Raw genomic sequence first — 19,410 nt, 5'->3', positions numbered from 1 at the left:
ATTGATTAAAGGGGTGCCTGAGCAAATTCAAAAACATGGCGGTCAATGGCTTGTGCAATGGCACGCACCTGACGGGCCAGATCGGTGAACTGGTCGGGATACAAACTCTGTGGTCCATCCGACCGGGCATGTTCCGGATCATGATGAACCTCTATGATCAGACCATCAGCACCAGCTGCAATCGCGGCACGTCCCATGGGTATTACCTTATCCCGGATGCCCACTCCGTGGGATGGATCTGCAATAATCGGAAGGTGCGATTTTTTATGAATCACCGGAATGGCTGAAATATCCATGGTATTTCTGGTGGCGGTTTCAAAGGTCCTGATTCCCCGTTCACACAACATAACCTGATGATTCCCGTTGGCCAGCAGATATTCGGCCGACATCAGCCATTCATCTATGGTGGCCGAGAGTCCACGCTTCAGCATCACCGGCACACGTGTTTTTCCTATATCCTTCAGCAGATTAAAATTCTGCATGTTCCTGGCACCGATCTGGAAAATGTCGGCATATTTTCCAATCAGATCAATCTGAGAACTGTCCATAACTTCGGTGATGACCAGAAGTCCGTATTTATCGGCTGCCTCACGCATGAGCCTGAGACCTTCTTCACCCAGTCCCTGAAAGGTGTAAGGTGATGACCGGGGTTTAAAGGCGCCTCCGCGCAGGATAACCGCGCCCTGCCTTGCAACATGGGCAGCCACCGTGTGAATCTGTTCTTCGCTTTCGACACTGCACGGTCCGGCCATCAGAACCACGCCCGGGCCTCCGATTTTCACCCCTTTGATATCCAGAATGGTTCCATGCGGATTAAAGGAACGGGAAGCCAGTTTATAAGGTTCGGTTACCCGGAACACCTTGTCGACCCCGCTGAGCAGCTGAACCTGTCTCATATCAAAATCGGGTTTCACCCCAATGGCACCCAATACCGTCTGACTGACGCCACTGCTGCGGTGAACATCAAAACCAAAGGAATTCAGAAATCCGATCACCTGCTGGATATCGGTTTCACTTGCATTTTTTTCTAAAACTACGACCATAAAATTTTTGCCTCTGACATCTTTTTGTGAGTTCTGGTTTTTCGTGATCTGTCAATGCAGACCGGGGTTGATCTGGGGAGGAAAATATGTCGGGCTTACGCCCAATAGAGGCTGGACCAATTACGATAAAACCGGACTGTCGTAAAAGACGTAGGAAATGTCATGCTGAAAGATAAGCCTGCGAACCCGATCGGAGCAAATTCATTTGTATCGTTCGAGGGTAAATTTTTCTCCCAGATACAGTTGACGTGCTTTTTCATCCTGGGCCAGATGTTCGGCAGTACCCTGTAACAGGATCGATCCATCGAAAAGCAGATAGGCCCGGTCGGTGATGCTGAGGGTTTCATGAACATTGTGGTCGGTGATCAGAACACCAATTCCACGGTTTTTCAGACTGGCCACGATTCCCTGAATATCTTCGACCGCAATGGGGTCGACGCCGGCAAATGGTTCATCAAGAAGGATGAATTTCGGATCTGAAGCCAACGCCCGGGCTATTTCACACCGGCGACGTTCACCGCCGGAAAGCATGTAACCCAATGACTTTCTGATGTGAGTGATATTAAAGTCTTCCAGCAACTGATCGGTTCTCTCTTTCCGCTGTGCCTTTGAAAGCGGCATAAACTGAAGAATGGAAAGTATGTTATCTTCCACAGACAGTTTTCTGAAGACCGATGCTTCCTGTGGCAGGTAACCGATTCCCTTTTGTGCCCTGATGAACATGGGATCGCGGGTCACATCGGTTTCATTGATATAAATACGGCCATCAGATGGTTTGACCATCCCGGTGATCATGTAAAAAGTGGTGGTTTTCCCTGCTCCATTCGGTCCCAGCAATCCGACAATTTCGCCCTGCCGCACATCAACAGAAACGCCTTTTACGACCTTTCTTTTACCATATTGCTTCACCAGATTTTCACCCCGGAGGGTCAGGCTGCCAGTTGCTGATTCACTCATGAACACGTGTCCTGTAAAATTCCTGCCGGGTTGGTCTCCGGTCTGCATTCCATGAAAAACCCCGTAACCGAACGGGATCAGTAACGATCTGTTTCTCGGGTAACAATTTGCCTTCTACCCCACCAGTTACCCGGATCCGGTCAACCTCGCCCGCCGAAAAAAAGATCAGAAGACGATCCCCGCTGATTTCATTCGCACCGGATGGTTGTCCCTGATCATCAAGATGATAAATACTCTCGGCAGTTCCATTCACCTCGATCTGCCAGATTTTTCGTTCCATAAAACGATAGATCAGGGACTGGCCCTTCATCTGGTTGAACTTTCCATTGACAGAATCATAGACTGAGGCAGAAAAACCGGTACCGAAGCACCGCATTTCTCGAAGTTCATTTCCATTGGTCAGAATATGTATCGTATCGGCAGTTACCTGATTGTTTTCAAACCAAACCTGCGGATTCCGGCGAAGATCAATCAAACCGGTCGAGCGGTAGATTAGCATGGTATCCGAATCTGCGGCCAGATTTCCCTGAAGAAAACGAGCCTTTCCCATGGCTTTGAATTGATTAACCGAGTCCCGTCGGTCTGCAAACAATCTCGTCCCGCTTATAAAAAGGGTATCTCCTGTGGCATCTTCCGGCCATTGAATAAACAACGGACGACCGGTGATCGCCGACTGTAACGTCCGGGCATCATGATCGGCCTCTGACCCGAGGATCAGGGTCCGGTCTGCGGGTGATTCAATAGAGACCCCACCAACCAACCGGCTCTGACGGGTTTGACGGTCATAGAATAGGGTATCAGCCAGTATGATGGTTCCTGTTGAATCCACCATTCGGGTGTTTTTCCAGAATTTGGCTTTGTTTGTCAGAAATGAAAACTGCCCCGATTCACTGGTCAGGGTGTTGCTGCCCGACACCAGTCTGACATTCCGGGTTACCTCGGTAAACCGGGTTTCTGGATAGTATTTCCCGAAATCGGAAGTCAGGGTTTCATTTCCATCAATAATTTTTACGTTCCCAACGGCATGAACCACATTCTGAGAGGTAAACTCCGTCATCCGGTTGCAATACAGGTTGACCCCATCCCGTTCCACATGAACGTTACCTTCAAAAATCCGGACAGCCTCTCCGTTGATCACCGTTCCCGAAAATTTTTCTGCATAAATCAGCTTAACCAGATCACCAGACTGGGCCGTGACAACCGGGGAAAGGAGCAGCAGAATACCAGAGAGAACCAGGAACCTCATTTTTTCACATCCACTTCGCCGCTGGCCTTGAAAATCCTGAAATTTCTGATATTCCGGTCCGACTCAAAGCCTGTTCCTCGCAGAACCTGGTCGGGTTTGGTGATGGTTACAAATTTATCAGAGGAAAGAAGGCCGGTTGATTGAGTAAACTTCAGATACTCCGACTCGAGAATGGTGCCATCCGAATTCACCACCTTCACTTTGTTAAACGCTTCCATATCCTTGGTCACATCATCAATGATTCCGCGCTGGCAGGTCAGAACCGATGTAATGTTTCCGGCATCGTCATAATTCTCGACATAAACACTGGAGTCCAGAAAAGTCCGGCTGTCACCCGCACGGCCGTATTTGGCAGCATAACCGGCCTTGATCTTTGATTTGGCCACACCCGAATCGGTTATCATGGTTTCCATATCCCACAACTGGTTGGTGGGAGCATCCGACGCCAGGTATTCGGTAACCACTTTCTGTTCCGGGGAACCACAGGCGGCCAGGAAGGCAGCCATCAGTGCAAAAAGAAACCTCATCAGGAGTGAAGTCCGGCTTTGATCAGTTCATGAATATGGACAATTCCAACAGGTCTTCCGTTTTCGTCCAGAACCACCAGTTGGGTGATATTAAAGGCTTCCATTTTATTAAGAGCTGTACTGGCCAGTGTATCAACCGAGATGGTTTTCGGATGGTGACCCATAATCTCACCGGCCTTCAGTTCAAAGATGGAACCATGTTTTTCTAGTGCACGACGGATGTCGCCATCGGTCACAATTCCGAGCAGATTACCATCAGGATCGGTTATCAGACAGGCGCCGAGTCGTTTACTCGTGATGGTAAACAAGACCTCCTTCACCGGGGTTTCCGGCGGAAGCACAGGCAGTTCAGGGCCTGATACCATGAATTCTTTTACCGTCAGCAGCAGACGGCGCCCCAGCGATCCGCCGGGATGAAAGTAGGCAAAATCCTCACGGGTAAATTGCCTGGCTTCGAGCAGGGCAACTGCAAGTGCATCGCCCATAACCAGCGTGGCGGTGGTTGATGAAGTGGGAGCCAGATCATGAGGACATGCTTCTTCCTGTACACTGATATCGAGAACAATATCTGCCATGGAAGCCATTTTCGAATTCAATTTGCCAACCATTGCAATAACGGGCACCGGAATCCGCTTGAATAACGGGAGCAAGTGAACGATCTCTTCACTGGCGCCGCTTTTAGAAATGGCAATAACTGCATCGCCAGAACGAACCATGCCAAGATCACCATGAACTGCATCGGTGGGATGCAGGTACATTCCCGGAGTTCCTGTCGAATTAAGGGTGGCCACAATTTTCTGGGCAATGATACCGGATTTCCCGACACCGGTTACAACCAGACGGCCCTTCAAGCCCAGGATCAGTTGAACAGCTTTGACAAATTGATCGTCAATTCTCTCTCGCAGCCGGGCGATTTCCCGGCTTTCAATATCGATGGTTTTGAGACCACTTTCCCTGATAGACTCACTCATAGCGGATCAGTCCATCACTCCGACCGACCGGACTGCATCAGAAATCACCCGGATCTGTCGAAGCAGACTATCCAGACGGGCCATTTCCAATTGGGTGGTCGAGTCAGAAAGGGCCCTGGCCGGATCGGGATGGGTTTCCATGAAGAAGGCATCCACACCGACTGCTGCTGCTGCTCTGGCAATGGCGAAAATAAACTCAGGCTGGCCGCCAGACTTCCCACCGGCAGTCCCCGGAAGCTGAACAGAGTGGGTGCAATCCATCACAACCGGATATCCCAGATTCCGCATGATTTCCAGTCCACGCATGTCGACCACGAGGTTGCCATATCCAAATGTCGTCCCGCGCTCACACAACAAAACCCGCTTATTTCCGGTTGATTCAACCTTTTCTGCCGCATATTGCATTTCCTGGGGTGCCAGAAACTGCCCTTTTTTAATATTGACCACCTTCCCGGTCTCACCGGCTGCCAGTAAAAGATCAGTCTGACGACATAAAAAAGCAGGAATCTGAAGAATATCTGCAACCTCAGCGGCCACCGAGGCCTCCTGTTCGGTATGGATATCAGTCAGAATCTGCAATCCGAATTCCTTTTTCACCGCCTGCAGGATGGCAAGTGATTCATCTGTTCCCATCGAAGCAAAGGATTTGACGCTGGATCGGTTCGCCTTTTTGTAGGACGATTTGTAAACCACACGAAATCCGTGTTTCTCGGCCGTTTTCCTTATATGATCGGCCGTACGAAAAGCAAGGTCTTTGCTCTCCACCACACAGGGACCTGCAAACAGAACCGGGGGTTCACCCGATCCGATTCTGATATTTCCGGATTCCACGACTTTCATTTCACTCTCCTTTTACCGGAACCATGTCATTGCGGTACTTCTTTGAAGCCTGAACAAATGAAGCAAACAGCGGATGAGGGTTGGCGACCCGTGACCGGTATTCCGGATGGAACTGGCATCCGACATAAAACCGGTGAGCCGGATATTCCACCATTTCCATCAGATGACCATCCGGGCTTTTTCCCGAAAAGACCAGGCCCGCCGCTTCAAATTGATCGATGTATTTATTGTTGATTTCATACCGGTGCCGGTGACGCTCATGGATAAATTCAGAAGAATAAATCCGGTGAGCCAGTGTTCCGGGTTTTAAACGGCAGGGATAGGCCCCAAGACGCATGGTTCCGCCTTTTTCGGTCTTATCCTTCTGTCCCGGAAGAAAGTGAACAACCGGAAACTTGGTCTTGGGTTTGAATTCGGTACTATCAGCCCCTTTCAGCTGACAGACGTTCCGGGCGAATTCAATCACCGCAACCTGCATACCCAGACAGATACCAAAAAATGGGATTCCGCGTTCCCGGACATATTGGGCAGTCCGGATTTTGCCTTCAATACCACGATCGCCGAATCCCGGTGCAATCAACACACCATGCAGGGCCTGAATGTATTTTTCAGCACCATCCCGTTCGACATGCTCGGCATTGATCCACTCAAAATCAATCTTCACATTGTGGTGGGCACTGGCATGAACAAATGCTTCAATGATGGATTTATAGGCGTCCAGATATTCGGTGTACTTACCGCAAATCCCGATTCGGATGCGTCCGTCTGCCGGATTCTTGATCCGGTCCACAATGGCGGTCCATTCGTTCAGAAACGGATCTTTGGCATGCATGTTTAACTTTTCAAGTACAATATCATCCAACCGCTCTTTGTGTAATAAAAGCGGAACCTCATAAATGGTTTCAGCATCCCGGCTTTCAATAACCGAGTCCACTTCCACATTGCAGAACAAAGCAATCTTTTTCTTCAGGTCCTTGCCCATTCGCCGTTCGGTACGGCAGGCAAGAATATCAGGCTGAATGCCGATACCAAGCATGGTTTTAACCGAGTATTGTGTCGGTTTTGTTTTTACTTCACCTGCGCTTTTGATGTAAGGAAGCAAGGTCAGGTGAATGTTAATCACATGCTTTTTTCCTCTTTCAATGATGATCTGCCGCATGGCTTCAAGAAACGGCAAGGATTCAATGTCCCCCACAGTGCCACCGATTTCGATCAGAACCACATCGAACTCCTGCAACTGGGCCAGATCAAGCATGCGCATTTTGATTTCATCGGTGATGTGCGGAACCACCTGAACCGTTGCACCGAGATAATCACCCCGGCGTTCTTTCTGAATCACCGAATTGTAAATCCGGCCAGTCGTCACATTATTTGCCTGAGTGGTGCTTTCATCGAGATACCGTTCATAATGCCCAAGATCCAGATCGGTCTCGGCGCCATCATCGGTCACATACACCTCACCGTGCTGATAAGGCGACATGGTTCCGGCATCCACGTTGATGTAAGGATCAAATTTTTGAATGGTCACCCGCAACCCTCTGCTTTTCAGCAACAGGCCGAGCGAGGATACCAGAATTCCTTTTCCCAGACTTGATACCACCCCACCGGTTACAAAAATGAGTTTGGTCACTGGACGACGGTTCATACTTTTCCTGATTCCTTTAATCTGTAATACTGGTTAGCCGCTTCCAGGTCTTCAGGAGTATCGACCGACAATCCAGTCGACTCCACTTCCACCACTCCGATTCTGAATCCATAATACAAGGCCCGCAGTTGTTCCAGTTTCTCGGTCATTTCCAGAGGAACGGCTGGTAATGAAGCCAGGGATTTCAGAACCTGCTGACGGTAGGCATACAACCCGATGTGTTTCAGAAAGGGATAGTCAGAAGGATGGTCCGGACGTTGATCCCGGGGAAAAGGGACCACGGACCGGCTGAAGTAAATGGCCTCTGATCGATTATTCAGAACCACCTTCGGGAAGTTCGGATTGGCAATATCGGTTTGGTTGGAAAACCGGGTGGCAAGAGTGGTCATATCGGGTCCGTCGTTCTGCTGAAAAGGAACCAGTGCCTTCTCAATTGAATGCGGATCAATAAAAGGTTCGTCTCCCTGCACATTCACCACAATATCGGCACCGATACTGGCATTCGCCTCTGCCAGCCGGTCTGTTCCGGTCTCGTGGTCCGGGCGAGTCATGACCGACCGGAAGCCAGAAGAAACCACCACCTTGTGAATTTCCGGATGGTCAGTGGCCACCCAGACTTCATCCACACCACGGCATTCCGATGCGCGGCGGCAGACATGCAAAATCATCGGTTCCGGACCGATCAGTTTAAGGGGTTTTCCTGGTAATCGTGTTGATGCGAGTCTGGCCGGAATGATAATTGCAGTTTTCACAACTGTTCAATCACCTTGGGAACCCTGAAAAAGGGGCCCAGTTTTGCCGGTGCATTTGAAAGAGCAGTTTCATTCGGAAGGCAGGGCTTTTCCTCATCATCACGAAAAACATTCTCAAGTTCTCCGGTCATGGATCTGAGTGGCTCCACACCGGAGGTGTCCACCTGTCCGAGCTGTTCCATGTATTCCAGAACCGCATTCATATCCTTTTGCATCGCTTCTGTTTCGGCCTGAGTAAACTCAAGATGAGCCAACGCTGCGATGTACTGAACATCCTTAAGGGTAACTGACATGGTGTTTCTCTATTCGGTTAATTGGTGATGACTGATAACGGCTTTCCATGCAGAATCGACGATTTCCTTCCGGTCTGCTTCCGTTTTTCCGGTGGTCTGAATTGGCGGGCTGATATGAACCTCAACCACTCCGCCCTTTACCCGGAGCGAATTTTTCTCCATGATGGAATGCGTAAAATTCAGCGTGATGGGAACAACCGGAACCTGAGCCCACAGAGCAACCAGAAAGGGACCGCTTTTAAAGGGACCAATTTTTCCATCCCTGCTTCGGGTGCCCTCTGCAAACATAAATATGGAACGACCATTCTTTAATTTATGGGCCGCAGCATCCAGTGACTTTTTAGAATTGGACCGGTTCTTCCGGTCAATAAGCAGGTAATCACCCCAAACAAGCGACCAGCCTAAAAAGGGCACCCACGCCAATTCCTTTTTCGCAACCAGTCTGATCTGCCAGGGGATACTGTGAACCACAACAGGAATGTCGATGGCACTCGAATGATTCGACACAAAAACATACTGCTGATTCCGGTCCAGATGCTCAAGACCTGTCACTTTTAATCGTATGCCAATGACCGGGACAATAACGGCTGACCATAAACGGGCCATTTGGTGATATCCCCTTCCCTGTGGAATCAGAATTCCACCAAAAAAAGAGAGTGTGGCACAAATAGCAGTCCACGGAACGATAATGAGGCCGGCCCAGATGGTTCGAAGCATAGTATTATTTGAAAAATGTCAAAGATAGCGACCGGTTATCAGTAAATAAACCGGAAGCCATGTTAAGGTGAGAAACAAAAAAGGCCGGTTACCCGGCCTTTTTTTATTTGTTGTCCATCTTATTGATGAGATTCTTGAAGAAGGCCCCTCCCTGCTGCGGCTGACCGGGTTGAGCCGGTTGCTGGGCAGGCTGGGCTGCAGGTGCAGGTTGAGCTGCAGGTGCAGGCTGCGGAGCCGGTTGAGGAGCCGCAGCTGCGGGTGCTGGTTGCGGAGCCGGTGTGGGTGCTGGTTGGGCAGCAGGTGCCTGTGCCTGTCCGGGAGTGGCCGGTGTAGATTGTTTGTTAATACGGGCAAGCGTTTCACGGCTGATAGCTTTCAGAACTTCAAAAACACCGATGTTTTTGATAACCGACGCTTCAACAAAAGGAACATTGTTCGGGTTGAGCGCCTTGTTAAGCTCATCCACCGTGAAAATGTTCTGAAGATCCCGTTTGTTGTATTGTAAGACCAGCGGGAAATTATTCAAATCAATTCCATACTCAGCAAGGTTATCCTTCAGGTTCTGGAGTGATTCAATGTTTTCGTTCATCTTTCCCTGTGTGGAATCCGCAACAAAAACCACACCGTCAACCCCTTTTAATACCAGCTTACGGGTGGCATTGTAATACACCTGTCCGGGAACGGTATACAACTGAAACTTGGTATTGAACCCTTTTACACTTCCAAGATTCAGAGGAAGTAAGTCGAAAAAGAGGGTCCGGTCAGCTTCCGTTGCCAGGGAAATCATGTTTCCGCGGGTGTTATCCGGAACGTTCTGGTGAATCACCTGAAGGTTAGTTGTTTTTCCACTGAGACCGGGACCGTAATAAACAATCTTGATTACGATTTCCCGGTTTGCATAATTAATTGATGCCATAATAACCTCTTTATATTACAATCTGACCCGTCTCAGGCTTATACAGCCGATGACAGGTTCAAAAATTCGATAACTTTGGTTCCGGTTGAAAGTAAGCGACTCTGCAACTCTGCCAGGTCAGATTTGCGAGTATACAATACTAAGATAACATCTTCAATCTTTTGAATCAGAATCAGTTTATCCCCTGTTGAAAAGAAAACCTGGTTTGCCGACTCACCCAGTTTACCAAGTTGGCCCTTGATATTCAGGTCAAGTATGGCATAGACTGAAGCCAGTAATTCCGGGTCAGTGTCTGTCGGAAAGGTGGATTCCATGACCAATCCATCCGGATCGACCAGAACAACACCCAATACGGTTTCCATGGAAGTCAATGGCTGCAAAACATCTTTTAAGCTGGTCGACATAACAATCCTATATCAGATTCGTGAGATTTTGAGCTTCTTTATCAACAACCGGAAGGATACTTTCCAGTTTCTGGGAGATCGGGGTCAGCACAACAAACAGCAGTTCGCTGTTTGGAATGGCCTTCACCACCAGATACTTATCCATGTATGACATCACCACACGGTTCAGGTCGCCGGAAGCCATGGAATTTCCCAGTTCGATAAATGCGGACAGGGACCTGGAAATGATTTCACCCGACTGTTCAATCTTCAGATCAGAATTTCTGATTTTCCGATCAATGACAAATCCGTCTGGTGTCATGATAAACACCGCTTCAGCAGACACCATCTTCATCAAACGGTCCAGAAGTGTGCTGGTATCATCGGCTGGTAATTCAGATGGCAGCAGATCACCTTGTGCCTCAACCGGACTGACGGGTGCCTGGGGTACTTCCGGTTCGGATGGAGCAGCAGCAAGGGTCGTCCCTGAAGGGGGCTGCCCGAAATCAAAGTCAAAATCATCTCCGGCAATGTTATCCTGACTACCGTCATCCAAAACCTGCAGGGCTTCAATTAGCAGTTGTTCCCAATGATCGATGATGGTCACCTGTGATGGGATCTCATTGAGCATATCAAAACTGCCACCTTTCCAGGAAGCAATATTGAAAAAGGCCTCTTTTCCTACCATTCCACTGGTTTCTGCGTGGACGATGTCTCCTTTTTTAAAGACAATGATACCGTCCCTTGCCCCATCGGTGACCTTCAGACAGGTGGTGATCCGTCCGAGACAGTTCATCTGGACCACATCCATTAACTGGAGGGTTCCAATGTTTCCTTTAAAGGTATCGTCACCGGGAGTATCCTGAACCTCTTTTTTCGATTCCCCGGTTTCCTTCTTGGTGAAATATTCGGTTATCACCTTTTTGAGAACCTTGATATCGAATGGTTTCTCAATATAGAAAATGCTGCCCCGCTTAGAGGCTTCCTGCTGAACCTCGGTGGAACCATAGGCTGTCATAATAATAACACCCGTTTCGGGGTATTTGTCTTTGACTTCCTTCAGCAGGTCAATTCCGGACATATCGGGCATCCGGATGTCGGTGATCACCAGATCATACCGGTTCGAGGCCAGCAGCGTGGCTGCTTCGGTGGCCTTGGTCGTGTAGGAAGTTTCAACAGGGATTTCACCGGACTGTGAGAGGGTCTTCGAGATCCCCCAGGCTATGGTTTCCTCGTCATCAACGATCAGTATCTTTTTCTTTTCCACAAAAATCCTGTTATCCGATAGAATGAGTTAATAAATGATCCGGATTCAGTTTAAAAACCGGTCCGGATTGACGGTGATAGACCTCACCGATCATATGATGATTAAGACCAGCCTCCCTGGTATCGGTTTCAGAGGTTGGCCGAAGGGTTTCAGGGGTAATATTATCGATCCCTTCCACACTGTCAACCCGGAAGGCGAGAAAGTAACCAGCCTGGTTGACGATAATCACCGATTCATCCGGATTGGATGCAAATATGTTGGCAGAAGGAAACCCAAGCATTTCATCGAGCCTGATAACCGGAACCACCCGCCCTTCAAACAGAAAAAGACCCTCGATTCCAGACCGAAGGGTAGAAAGAAACCGGCTTTGCAGCGTATCAACCACACGGGAAATGGCCGAAATTTCCATGGCAAAATCGGTATCGCTCAGTTTGAATACCAGTAATTGTAGATTAGCCACCAGTTTGCCTCATGTGATATTAATCTCTGCAATTTTCTGCAGATTCACAACCTCCATCCAGGGTTCCTCGGAACACACCAGATGGGTGATAATACCCTCGGGAATGTTAAAAATTCCCGCAGGCACCGGATACATGTCGGTAAACGTTCCCACACCGAACACACGGTCCACAATGATGCCATGAATAACCGGGTCGTTGCTTTTCAGAACGATCAGCTTCTTTTCATACCCCTGATTTCCGGTTTCATCAGGAAAATACAGGTTCACAATGTCTACCAGATTCAGCCGGATTCCCGATGTTTCGCCTTCATTAAACTGAAGACTGTCATCATAATCGGCAATGGTTCTGACCGTTTCAACCGGTGTGGACATCCGGTGATTGCCAATTTCGAAAACCAGCAAACGAAAGGATCCTCTGACCAGCCGGCCGGTTGGGGTCACCTGCTTAGTTGTGTGCATGCTTAAGACGGATTCCATTGTTCTTCAAAAACCGATAAATTTCACGTGGGGGGAATTGATAATGATGCAATCCTTCAGAAATCACAGCTCCGGGCATGGAATCGACAGCTGCCGTGGCTGGTTCCTGTGCAATAACAGTTCCGCCAAAGGTTCTGACCATCCTGCATCCCTCTGTGCCATCCTTTCCAAGTCCGCTCAGAATCACGGCCATGATTTTTGTCCGGAACACCAATGCTGTGCTTCGGAACATGGCATCGATGTTTGGCATAAAGGGGTACAGATGCCGGTTCGGATCAGGAATAAAAAATCCATCCTGCCCCATGATAAATTGTCTTCTGACCGGTGTCAGATAAATGGTTCCGCGCTCTGGAACCACTCCCTCTGCAATCATCACCACAGGAAGCTGGGTGATGGTCTCGATCTGCGATTTGAATTTTTCAAGAAAGGAATGGGACAGATGCTGGACCACAATCACCGTGTATTCCCGCAAAAATGGCCCCATCCCCTTAAATATTTCCAGAATTACTTTGGGCCCGCCTGTTGACGCTCCAATCAGCAATACCGACCGGTCATCCTGACCTGCGGATTCGGACGCATCGGCCTGCTGGTTCTCAGTCACCGGCCAGTAAATCGGACCGCTAACCTCTGATTCCTGCCTGATCACCGGCTCGGATGACTGACGGAACGACTTTAATACTTCCGGACCGATATAACTGCCAATACGGACCTGTTCTCTGATCTCTTCCTTTACTTCAGGAAGATGAAGGCTATCCGTCAGGAAAATCCTGAGAACCGGAAAGTCCGCATTCCAGACTCTGAGACCAGGTTCCTGTTCCGGTTCAGAAATCAGGACCATGGGTTTTCCATGCAGCAGGAACAGATCTGCGAGCAGGGATTTGGCAGAAACCAGATCTTCAATTCCCTGTGTGAACAGAATAAAGACCACAACCTGTTCAGCATGTTCATCAGTCAGGACCGACCGGTCAGGAAGCCATGTCCCTGACACAAAAAAATCGGTTGAATCGTTCAGTACCTGTCTGATCCAGGTTTCCTGACGGGCCTGGGGACAGATCACACCCACTTTTATCATCGCGGGAGTAAACTGTAAATCGTGCTTAAAAGTTCATCCACGTCAAATGGTTTGTTCAGGAAAGCATTGGCCCCTAGTTCCAATCCCCTTCGGCGATGTTTTTCACCTGAACGAGCGGTCAGAATCACAATCGGGATATTGACGAGATTGGGTTTGGACCGGATTGCACTGATCAGTTCATATCCGTGCATCTTTGGCATCTCAAGGTCAGTCATAATCAGATCAAACCGGCTTCTTTCTGCCATGTCAAAGGCCTCAGCCCCATCAGGAGCCGTAATGACCTCGAATTCCTCCCGTTTAAGCAGGGATTCCACGTATTTGCGGATGGAAACCGAGTCATCGGCACAAAGCACCCTGATTTTTCCGCGGATCCGTGTTTTGGGCTGGTCGGGAACCGCTGGGGTCGTTGGTTCCTCGGCTTCGACGTTCCCTCCATCGCCGCCCGGCAACCGGTGCAAATCGGCACGGACCGGACTGTAGGATGGTGAACTTCCGCCCTGCCAGTAACGGAACAGATAAGCAACGTCCAGAATCAGAATAACCGATCCGTCTCCTAATACGGTGGCGCCGGTGACACCCATGACATTTTTCAGGTGCGAGCCAAGATTCTTCACAACGATTTCTTCCTTGCCGATCAGACGGTCCACACGGATCGCTATCTTCTGTTCGGCTTCAGAAAGGATCACAACCGGGTATTTAGCCCTCATTTGTGACGGATCTTCTTCCATACCCAAAACGGTGGCCAGGTGAATCAGCGGAATGGTTTCATTGCGCACCGTAATCAATTCCTGATCACCAATCCGTTGAATGTTTTCCATGTGAAGTTCAACGGTTTCTTCAACTGTATTCAGCGGGAAGGCATAAGTGCGGCCACCAACCTGAATCAGCAGGGATTGGTTGATCGCCAGTGTAAGTGGTAACCGGATGGTAAAGCAAGATCCTTTGCCAAGTGTTGATTTAACGGCAATGGTTCCCTTGAACTTATTGACCACATTTTTAACCACATCCATACCGACACCGCGACCGCTCAGTGAGGTCACTTTTTCTGCGGTTGAAAAGCCCGCAACGAACATCAGTTCCATGGCCTCGGTATCGGTCATTTGCTCGGCACGCTCAGGAGAAATGATCCGCTTATTAACCGCCGATGATTTTAACCGTGCGGCATCAATCCCATTTCCGTCATCTTCCACCTCAAGTACCACCTGGTTTCCATCCTGGTAGGCCCGGAGCGTAATCAGTCCGGTTTCACTCTTTCCGCGCTTCTTACGCGTTTCAGGAAGTTCAATTCCGTGTGAAACGGCATTCCGCACACAGTGCATGATCGGTTCGATCACTTCTTCCATCACGGTCTTGTCCAAACGGGTATCTTCTCCTTCAATTTTCAGATCCACGTCTTTGCTTTCTTCCCGTCCGATATCCCTGATGGACCGCTGGAAACGGATAAACATGTGCTTAACCGGAACCATCCGCATGGACATGATTTCAATGTTCAGTTCATTGGCAATGGAGGACACTGACAAAATGGACTGACGGAAGGCATCACCGAACAGTCTGATTTCTGAACTCAGATCTTCAAAGTTGGAAAGGTTGCTGCGCATGTCACGCAGAATAATATCCACTTCACTGAAACGGTCAAACTCGGTTTCAGCAAAGTCCTGAAGAATGCCAGGCTCTTCGCTGCTGGTGTATCCGGACCCGCCTTCGGTTTTTCCTGCGAAATTCTGAACCTTCTTCATGATGGAGTTTAGCAGGATCTTCTCTTTCTGAAGTTTCAGGAGAATACCTTCCATAAATCCCAACTGGTTGTTCATCCGGTTACGGGAAATCAGCAACTCGGCGGCCAGATTGATGAGGCTGTTCAGTGTGGTGATGTTGATCCGAAGCGTTTGCTCGGCAACAATTCCCTTCCGCTGATCCTGTTGTGAAGGCGCTCTCGAGGTATCTCCGACTGGTTCCGGTACGGTTTTTGGTGCAATGGCCGGGGTGGTTTCTGCTGCCGGGGCCTCATATTTTTCGGCAACGAACGCTTTCCCTTCCTGTTTTGCCTCCAGCTTTTTAAGATACTGTTCCAGATGGTGAATGGCCTCCGGCAATCCGGGAACCTCATCATGACCATCCTCCCTGAGCGATTTGAGCATCAGGGTCTGCAGGTCGGTGCCTTTCAGCATGATATCAATCAGATCACGGTCAGCCGACAGCTTTTCATCACGGAGAATCTGGAACACATCCTCCATCTTATGACCCAGTTTACTCATGTTGGTAAACTTCATCATGGCGGCCGACCCCTTCAGGGTGTGGGCACTGCGGAGGATTCCGTCAATGATCGACACATTACCAAGGTCTTTTTCAAGGACCAGAAGGTCATCGGAAATTTTCTGGATATTTTCTTCTGCTTCAAGCAGGAACACCTGCTGAATCTCATTCAGAACCTGCTTTTGTCTGGGTGCAGGAGCGGCCGGAGCAACTTCTGCCGGTTCATCCGGCAGGCTGGTCAGTTCAGCCAGGTCATCAACAAGAGGTTCTTCAGGTATAGGCTCCTCTGCCAGACCTTCCTCAAGCAGTGGTTCTTCTGCCAGCAGTTCTTCCTCCAAAGGCTCTTCTGCGAGAGGTTCTTCCGCTAACGGCTCCTCCTCAAGAGGTTCTTCAGCAAGAGGTTCTTCAACTGCAGTATCATCAATCACTGGTTCCTCTGTCAGCGCTTCTTCAACGGACAGTTCATCAGAAACGATACCCTCTGCAGGCAAGTCACCGGCCTGGACTTCTTGCGGCAGATCAAGATCAGAAATGGCTTCTTCCTGTATGAGGTCTTCAGACAGCACATCTTCGATGGTATCTGGAACTGTTGCCTCTTCAGCCGGGAACTCCTCCTCAATAACCGGTGATTCCACATCTTCAGAAACCGGAACTTCTTCCTCAATTAGTCCTTCACCGGCCAACTCATCAGCAATAACGGTTTCATCGGTCCCTGAGAGTGAAGAATCGGTCAGATCAGATGATTCAATTTCAGAAAGTTCCTGTAGTCCGGTTTCTTCTCCGGGGACGGTTGTGGATTCCTCTTTTTTAGCAAGGTCCTGAGACAATTCATCATGGGTATGAGAGAGTTCATCGATCAGATCGAGACTGCCTTCCACCAATTCACCTGAATCATGAACCAGATGGAGCGGACTTTCCTGAGGTAACTGATCGGAAATTTCAGGTTCCTCACCAGTGATTTCCGGGTGCTCGAGTAGCATGTCATACAGCTTATCGGCAATTTGCATCCGGTGGGTAGCCAGATCGTTATAGGCAGACTGATCACCAGAATCATAACGGGCATGCAACCCATCGATAAATTCAATGAACTCACGAACAAACTCCACATTGGTATGTTCGCGAAGCAATTCAACCGGATCCTTGAGGCTCCGGCTGAAATCAACAAACTGGTTGATCATTAACCGGTTCGACCCGATGGAATTCAATTTTCTGATATCTGAGTAAACATCCTGAATGACCTGAAAATACACCGGTTCGGTAGGTGCCGGAACCGAAAGCATGGTCTGATCCGGAGTCTGAATCACATGATCGGCAAAGGCATTCTCATCCAGTTTAAAATCATGACCCGCAGTCTCATCAATTGGTTCGAGTCCGGGTTCTGCAAGTACCGTTTCCTCACGGTTTCCGGGTTCCTCGGTTTCAGGAATCAGATCCTCCTGAGTGACTGCTTCTCCTTCCAGCAGACTGACCCCGTCTTCAAGAACCGATTCGCTGATGATGGGTTCTTCCTCAATGGGTGTTTCCTCATCCAGTCCCGTCACTTCCGGGCGATCGTGGTCGGCCAATTGAGCATCTGTCAGACCTTCAGACAATTCACCCAAATCAGGACGGGTTTGCAATAAAAGAATATCATTGAACAACTGGAAGGCGCGGTCTGCAATAACCGGAAGTTCACTGGCTACCAGAGACCGGTCAAAGGAAGGGTTGTCTCTGACTGCTTCAAGAAAATCAACAAATTCATTGTATTCCGGCAGACTGCTGACGTTCCGGAAAGAAGCGATCGGATCGGATGTATTCATTAATTCATCCAGACCCATGGTAATTATTTCGAAATTCGGATCACCGGCAGAAACAGCGTCCCACTGTTTCCTGATTTCAGCAACCATCCATTTCATGTTATCAGCAATGAATGGTTCTGTTTCCGGCACTTCAGCAAAGTCCGGGAAACTGTCTGGTTCAGGAGTTTCAGCCACAGGTGATTCTTCGGGGAATCCGGCCAGTTCTTCCGATACTTCCTCAGCCAGCTCCTGCTCTTCAAAAACCTCTGAAGCGGACTCGTCGGAAATTTCGGACAGATCAAAGGAATCGGTTTGACCAAGTGTGGATTCGAAAGTTTCTTCGGTCACCATTTCCTGCACATCTTCAACCGCTTCTTCTATCAGGTCGGTTGAGGTTTCCTCCAGAACGGGACCGGAATCTTCAACAAGATGGATTTCCTCTGGAGAGGGACTGATGTCGGCGACTGAAGTGGTAAGATCCTCATCTGTTAATGAAACCACTTCCTGAATTTCTTCGATGGGTTCGGCAAGGTCATCGGTCAGAACCACATCAATTTCTTCTTCCACCATCGTTTCAAGGGGGGAGTCGATTGCAACGATGTCACTTTCAGGCTCTTCGAAGAGAATGGCCCCGGTCTCAGCGGTAACGTCTTCGGTCAATTCCGGCTCAGAAACCAGTCCGCTAAGGAGATTTGAATCCACGTCGGCTACCAACTGTCCGACCGGAGTGATAACAGCACCTGTTTCTTCTGTTGGCTGGGCAGGTGCACCGAACAAGTCGGCCAGGTTAAATCCGAAGTCAAGGGAAGCCGGCACCGTTTGAAGAGTAGAGGCAGGTTTGGCGGATACGATTTCCTGAACCTGTGCAACGGGTGCTACTGTTTCCTGGCGTTTTCCTTCTTCAAAAAGTTGCTCAAGCATGCCAGGAGGCATGGAAAGCTGATCTGGAACGGCCGGAAGCGGTTGACCGGGAACAGAGGGGTGTCTGTTTTCAGCGTGTGTTGTTACCTGGGAAGACTGAACCGGAATTCCCGCAAACCGGTGCAATTCATTAAGTATTTCCTGATCGGCAATTCCCTCAAGTCCCGAAATCAGATAATTGACTGTATCTGGGATCTGTGCGGTTAACTGATCAAATTTCTCATCATACGGGTCCGACGGATTCAACTCAGACTTTAAAGTGACCAGAAAGTCAAAGAAGTCGGTCATAACCGAGGGGCGAAACGAGGGAAAACCTCTTGACAGATGGTTTCCTGCAGCCTGCAGAATGGCGGACAGAAGAAAGGCAGAACCCGAGGTGCTGTCAGCCGCCACCCGGTCTCTGAGCAGGTTAATAAAACGGAGGACAGCATCATCTGCCGAATCAACTTTGGGGGTGAGGTGTCCGAGGAGATTAATTTTTTTCAGATTAGGCATGTGAGGTCTCAGCCTTAGAAATGATCCGGTCGTATTTAGAGGCAATGTCTTTCAGAATGATGGCCTCATTCAGTTCACCGAGAGTGATATTCCTGATGAACCGGTTCACAATGGGGATGGCTTCCTGTAAAAATCCATGGGCTTCGTCATCAAATGGAAGTTTTTTTTCAATGATTTCGAGCACCACCCTGTCAATAAATCGGGCAACATGACTGGTATTCATAAATCCGACCATCGCAGCAGCGCCCTTGATGGTATGGGCATGAACGTGAATTTCTTCCAGGATTTCATCGGTGGGGTGCCCTTCCATCCGGTTCAGACACTCTGCCAGTGATCGGGCATGATCGAAACCTTCCACCAGAAACAATTCCATAATTTCGAGCTTGGATAATCCCAC

18 protein-coding genes are annotated in these 19,410 nt (G+C 49.1%); all 18 read right to left on the bottom strand.

Annotated elements, in window-relative coordinates; all coding sequences use genetic code 11:
- Window positions 1-5 precede the first annotated feature (5 nt).
- Window positions 6-1,043 (bottom strand): 3-deoxy-7-phosphoheptulonate synthase, encoded by a 1,038-nt coding sequence (aroF, locus tag HUU10_04065; GenBank protein ID NUQ80767.1) that lies wholly within the window; start codon window positions 1,041-1,043, stop codon window positions 6-8.
- Between the two features lie 201 nt (window positions 1,044-1,244).
- Complete coding sequence (gene lptB / locus HUU10_04060; protein NUQ80766.1) at window positions 1,245-2,000, bottom strand: LPS export ABC transporter ATP-binding protein; 756 nt, start codon at window positions 1,998-2,000, stop codon at window positions 1,245-1,247.
- Window positions 1,993-3,246: a hypothetical protein gene (locus tag HUU10_04055; GenBank protein NUQ80765.1), complete on the bottom strand. Its 1,254-nt coding sequence runs from the start codon at window positions 3,244-3,246 to the stop codon at window positions 1,993-1,995. Before HUU10_04055 ends, lptB begins: the two co-directional genes overlap by 8 nt.
- The gene (lptC, locus tag HUU10_04050; GenBank protein ID NUQ80764.1) at window positions 3,243-3,773 is read right to left on the bottom strand and encodes an LPS export ABC transporter periplasmic protein LptC; all 531 of its coding nucleotides are present in this window, start codon (window positions 3,771-3,773) and stop codon (window positions 3,243-3,245) included. The genes HUU10_04055 and lptC overlap by 4 nt, the downstream gene beginning before the upstream one ends.
- Entirely contained in the window at window positions 3,773-4,744 is a 972-nt protein-coding gene (locus tag HUU10_04045; GenBank protein ID NUQ80763.1) for a KpsF/GutQ family sugar-phosphate isomerase, read from the bottom strand. The genes lptC and HUU10_04045 overlap by 1 nt, the downstream gene beginning before the upstream one ends.
- Before the next feature lie 6 nt (window positions 4,745-4,750).
- Window positions 4,751-5,584, bottom strand: coding sequence for a 3-deoxy-8-phosphooctulonate synthase (gene kdsA / locus HUU10_04040; GenBank protein NUQ80762.1), 834 nt, complete (start codon window positions 5,582-5,584; stop codon window positions 4,751-4,753).
- A 1-nt stretch (window position 5,585) separates the two neighbouring features.
- Complete coding sequence (locus tag HUU10_04035; GenBank protein ID NUQ80761.1) at window positions 5,586-7,214, bottom strand: CTP synthase; 1,629 nt, start codon at window positions 7,212-7,214, stop codon at window positions 5,586-5,588.
- Between the two features lie 11 nt (window positions 7,215-7,225).
- Window positions 7,226-7,981 (bottom strand): 3-deoxy-manno-octulosonate cytidylyltransferase, encoded by a 756-nt coding sequence (kdsB, locus tag HUU10_04030; protein NUQ80760.1) that lies wholly within the window; start codon window positions 7,979-7,981, stop codon window positions 7,226-7,228.
- Complete coding sequence (gatC, locus tag HUU10_04025; protein ID NUQ80759.1) at window positions 7,978-8,274, bottom strand: Asp-tRNA(Asn)/Glu-tRNA(Gln) amidotransferase subunit GatC; 297 nt, start codon at window positions 8,272-8,274, stop codon at window positions 7,978-7,980. The genes kdsB and gatC overlap by 4 nt, the downstream gene beginning before the upstream one ends.
- 9 nt (window positions 8,275-8,283) lie before the next feature.
- The gene (locus HUU10_04020) at window positions 8,284-8,991 is read right to left on the bottom strand and encodes a 1-acyl-sn-glycerol-3-phosphate acyltransferase (GenBank protein NUQ80758.1); all 708 of its coding nucleotides are present in this window, start codon (window positions 8,989-8,991) and stop codon (window positions 8,284-8,286) included.
- Between the two features lie 103 nt (window positions 8,992-9,094).
- The gene (locus tag HUU10_04015) at window positions 9,095-9,907 is read right to left on the bottom strand and encodes a GTPase domain-containing protein (protein ID NUQ80757.1); all 813 of its coding nucleotides are present in this window, start codon (window positions 9,905-9,907) and stop codon (window positions 9,095-9,097) included.
- A gap of 38 nt (window positions 9,908-9,945) precedes the next feature.
- Entirely contained in the window at window positions 9,946-10,311 is a 366-nt protein-coding gene (locus HUU10_04010) for a roadblock/LC7 domain-containing protein (GenBank protein NUQ80756.1), read from the bottom strand.
- A gap of 7 nt (window positions 10,312-10,318) precedes the next feature.
- A complete protein-coding gene (locus HUU10_04005; GenBank protein NUQ80755.1) occupies window positions 10,319-11,557 on the bottom strand; it encodes a response regulator in 1,239 nt (412 codons plus the stop codon).
- A gap of 10 nt (window positions 11,558-11,567) precedes the next feature.
- The gene (locus HUU10_04000; protein ID NUQ80754.1) at window positions 11,568-12,017 is read right to left on the bottom strand and encodes a chemotaxis protein CheW; all 450 of its coding nucleotides are present in this window, start codon (window positions 12,015-12,017) and stop codon (window positions 11,568-11,570) included.
- 9 nt (window positions 12,018-12,026) lie between these two features.
- Window positions 12,027-12,476 (bottom strand): hypothetical protein, encoded by a 450-nt coding sequence (locus HUU10_03995; protein NUQ80753.1) that lies wholly within the window; start codon window positions 12,474-12,476, stop codon window positions 12,027-12,029.
- Entirely contained in the window at window positions 12,463-13,566 is a 1,104-nt protein-coding gene (locus HUU10_03990) for a chemotaxis protein CheB (GenBank protein NUQ80752.1), read from the bottom strand. The genes HUU10_03995 and HUU10_03990 overlap by 14 nt, the downstream gene beginning before the upstream one ends.
- On the bottom strand, window positions 13,563-19,013 hold the full coding sequence (locus HUU10_03985; protein ID NUQ80751.1) for a chemotaxis protein CheW: 5,451 nt from the start codon (window positions 19,011-19,013) through the stop codon (window positions 13,563-13,565). The genes HUU10_03990 and HUU10_03985 overlap by 4 nt, the downstream gene beginning before the upstream one ends.
- Window positions 19,006-19,410 carry an Hpt domain-containing protein gene (locus HUU10_03980; protein ID NUQ80750.1) on the bottom strand — a complete coding sequence of 135 codons (405 nt, stop codon included), beginning with the start codon at window positions 19,408-19,410 and terminating at the stop codon, window positions 19,006-19,008. The genes HUU10_03985 and HUU10_03980 overlap by 8 nt, the downstream gene beginning before the upstream one ends.

It is taken from the genome of Bacteroidota bacterium (assembly GCA_013360915.1).
GTDB lineage: Bacteria > Bacteroidota > JABWAT01 > JABWAT01 > JABWAT01 > JABWAT01.
The sequence above is the reverse complement of the archived record's forward strand: the minus strand, read 5'-3'. Positions and strand labels throughout refer to the sequence as shown.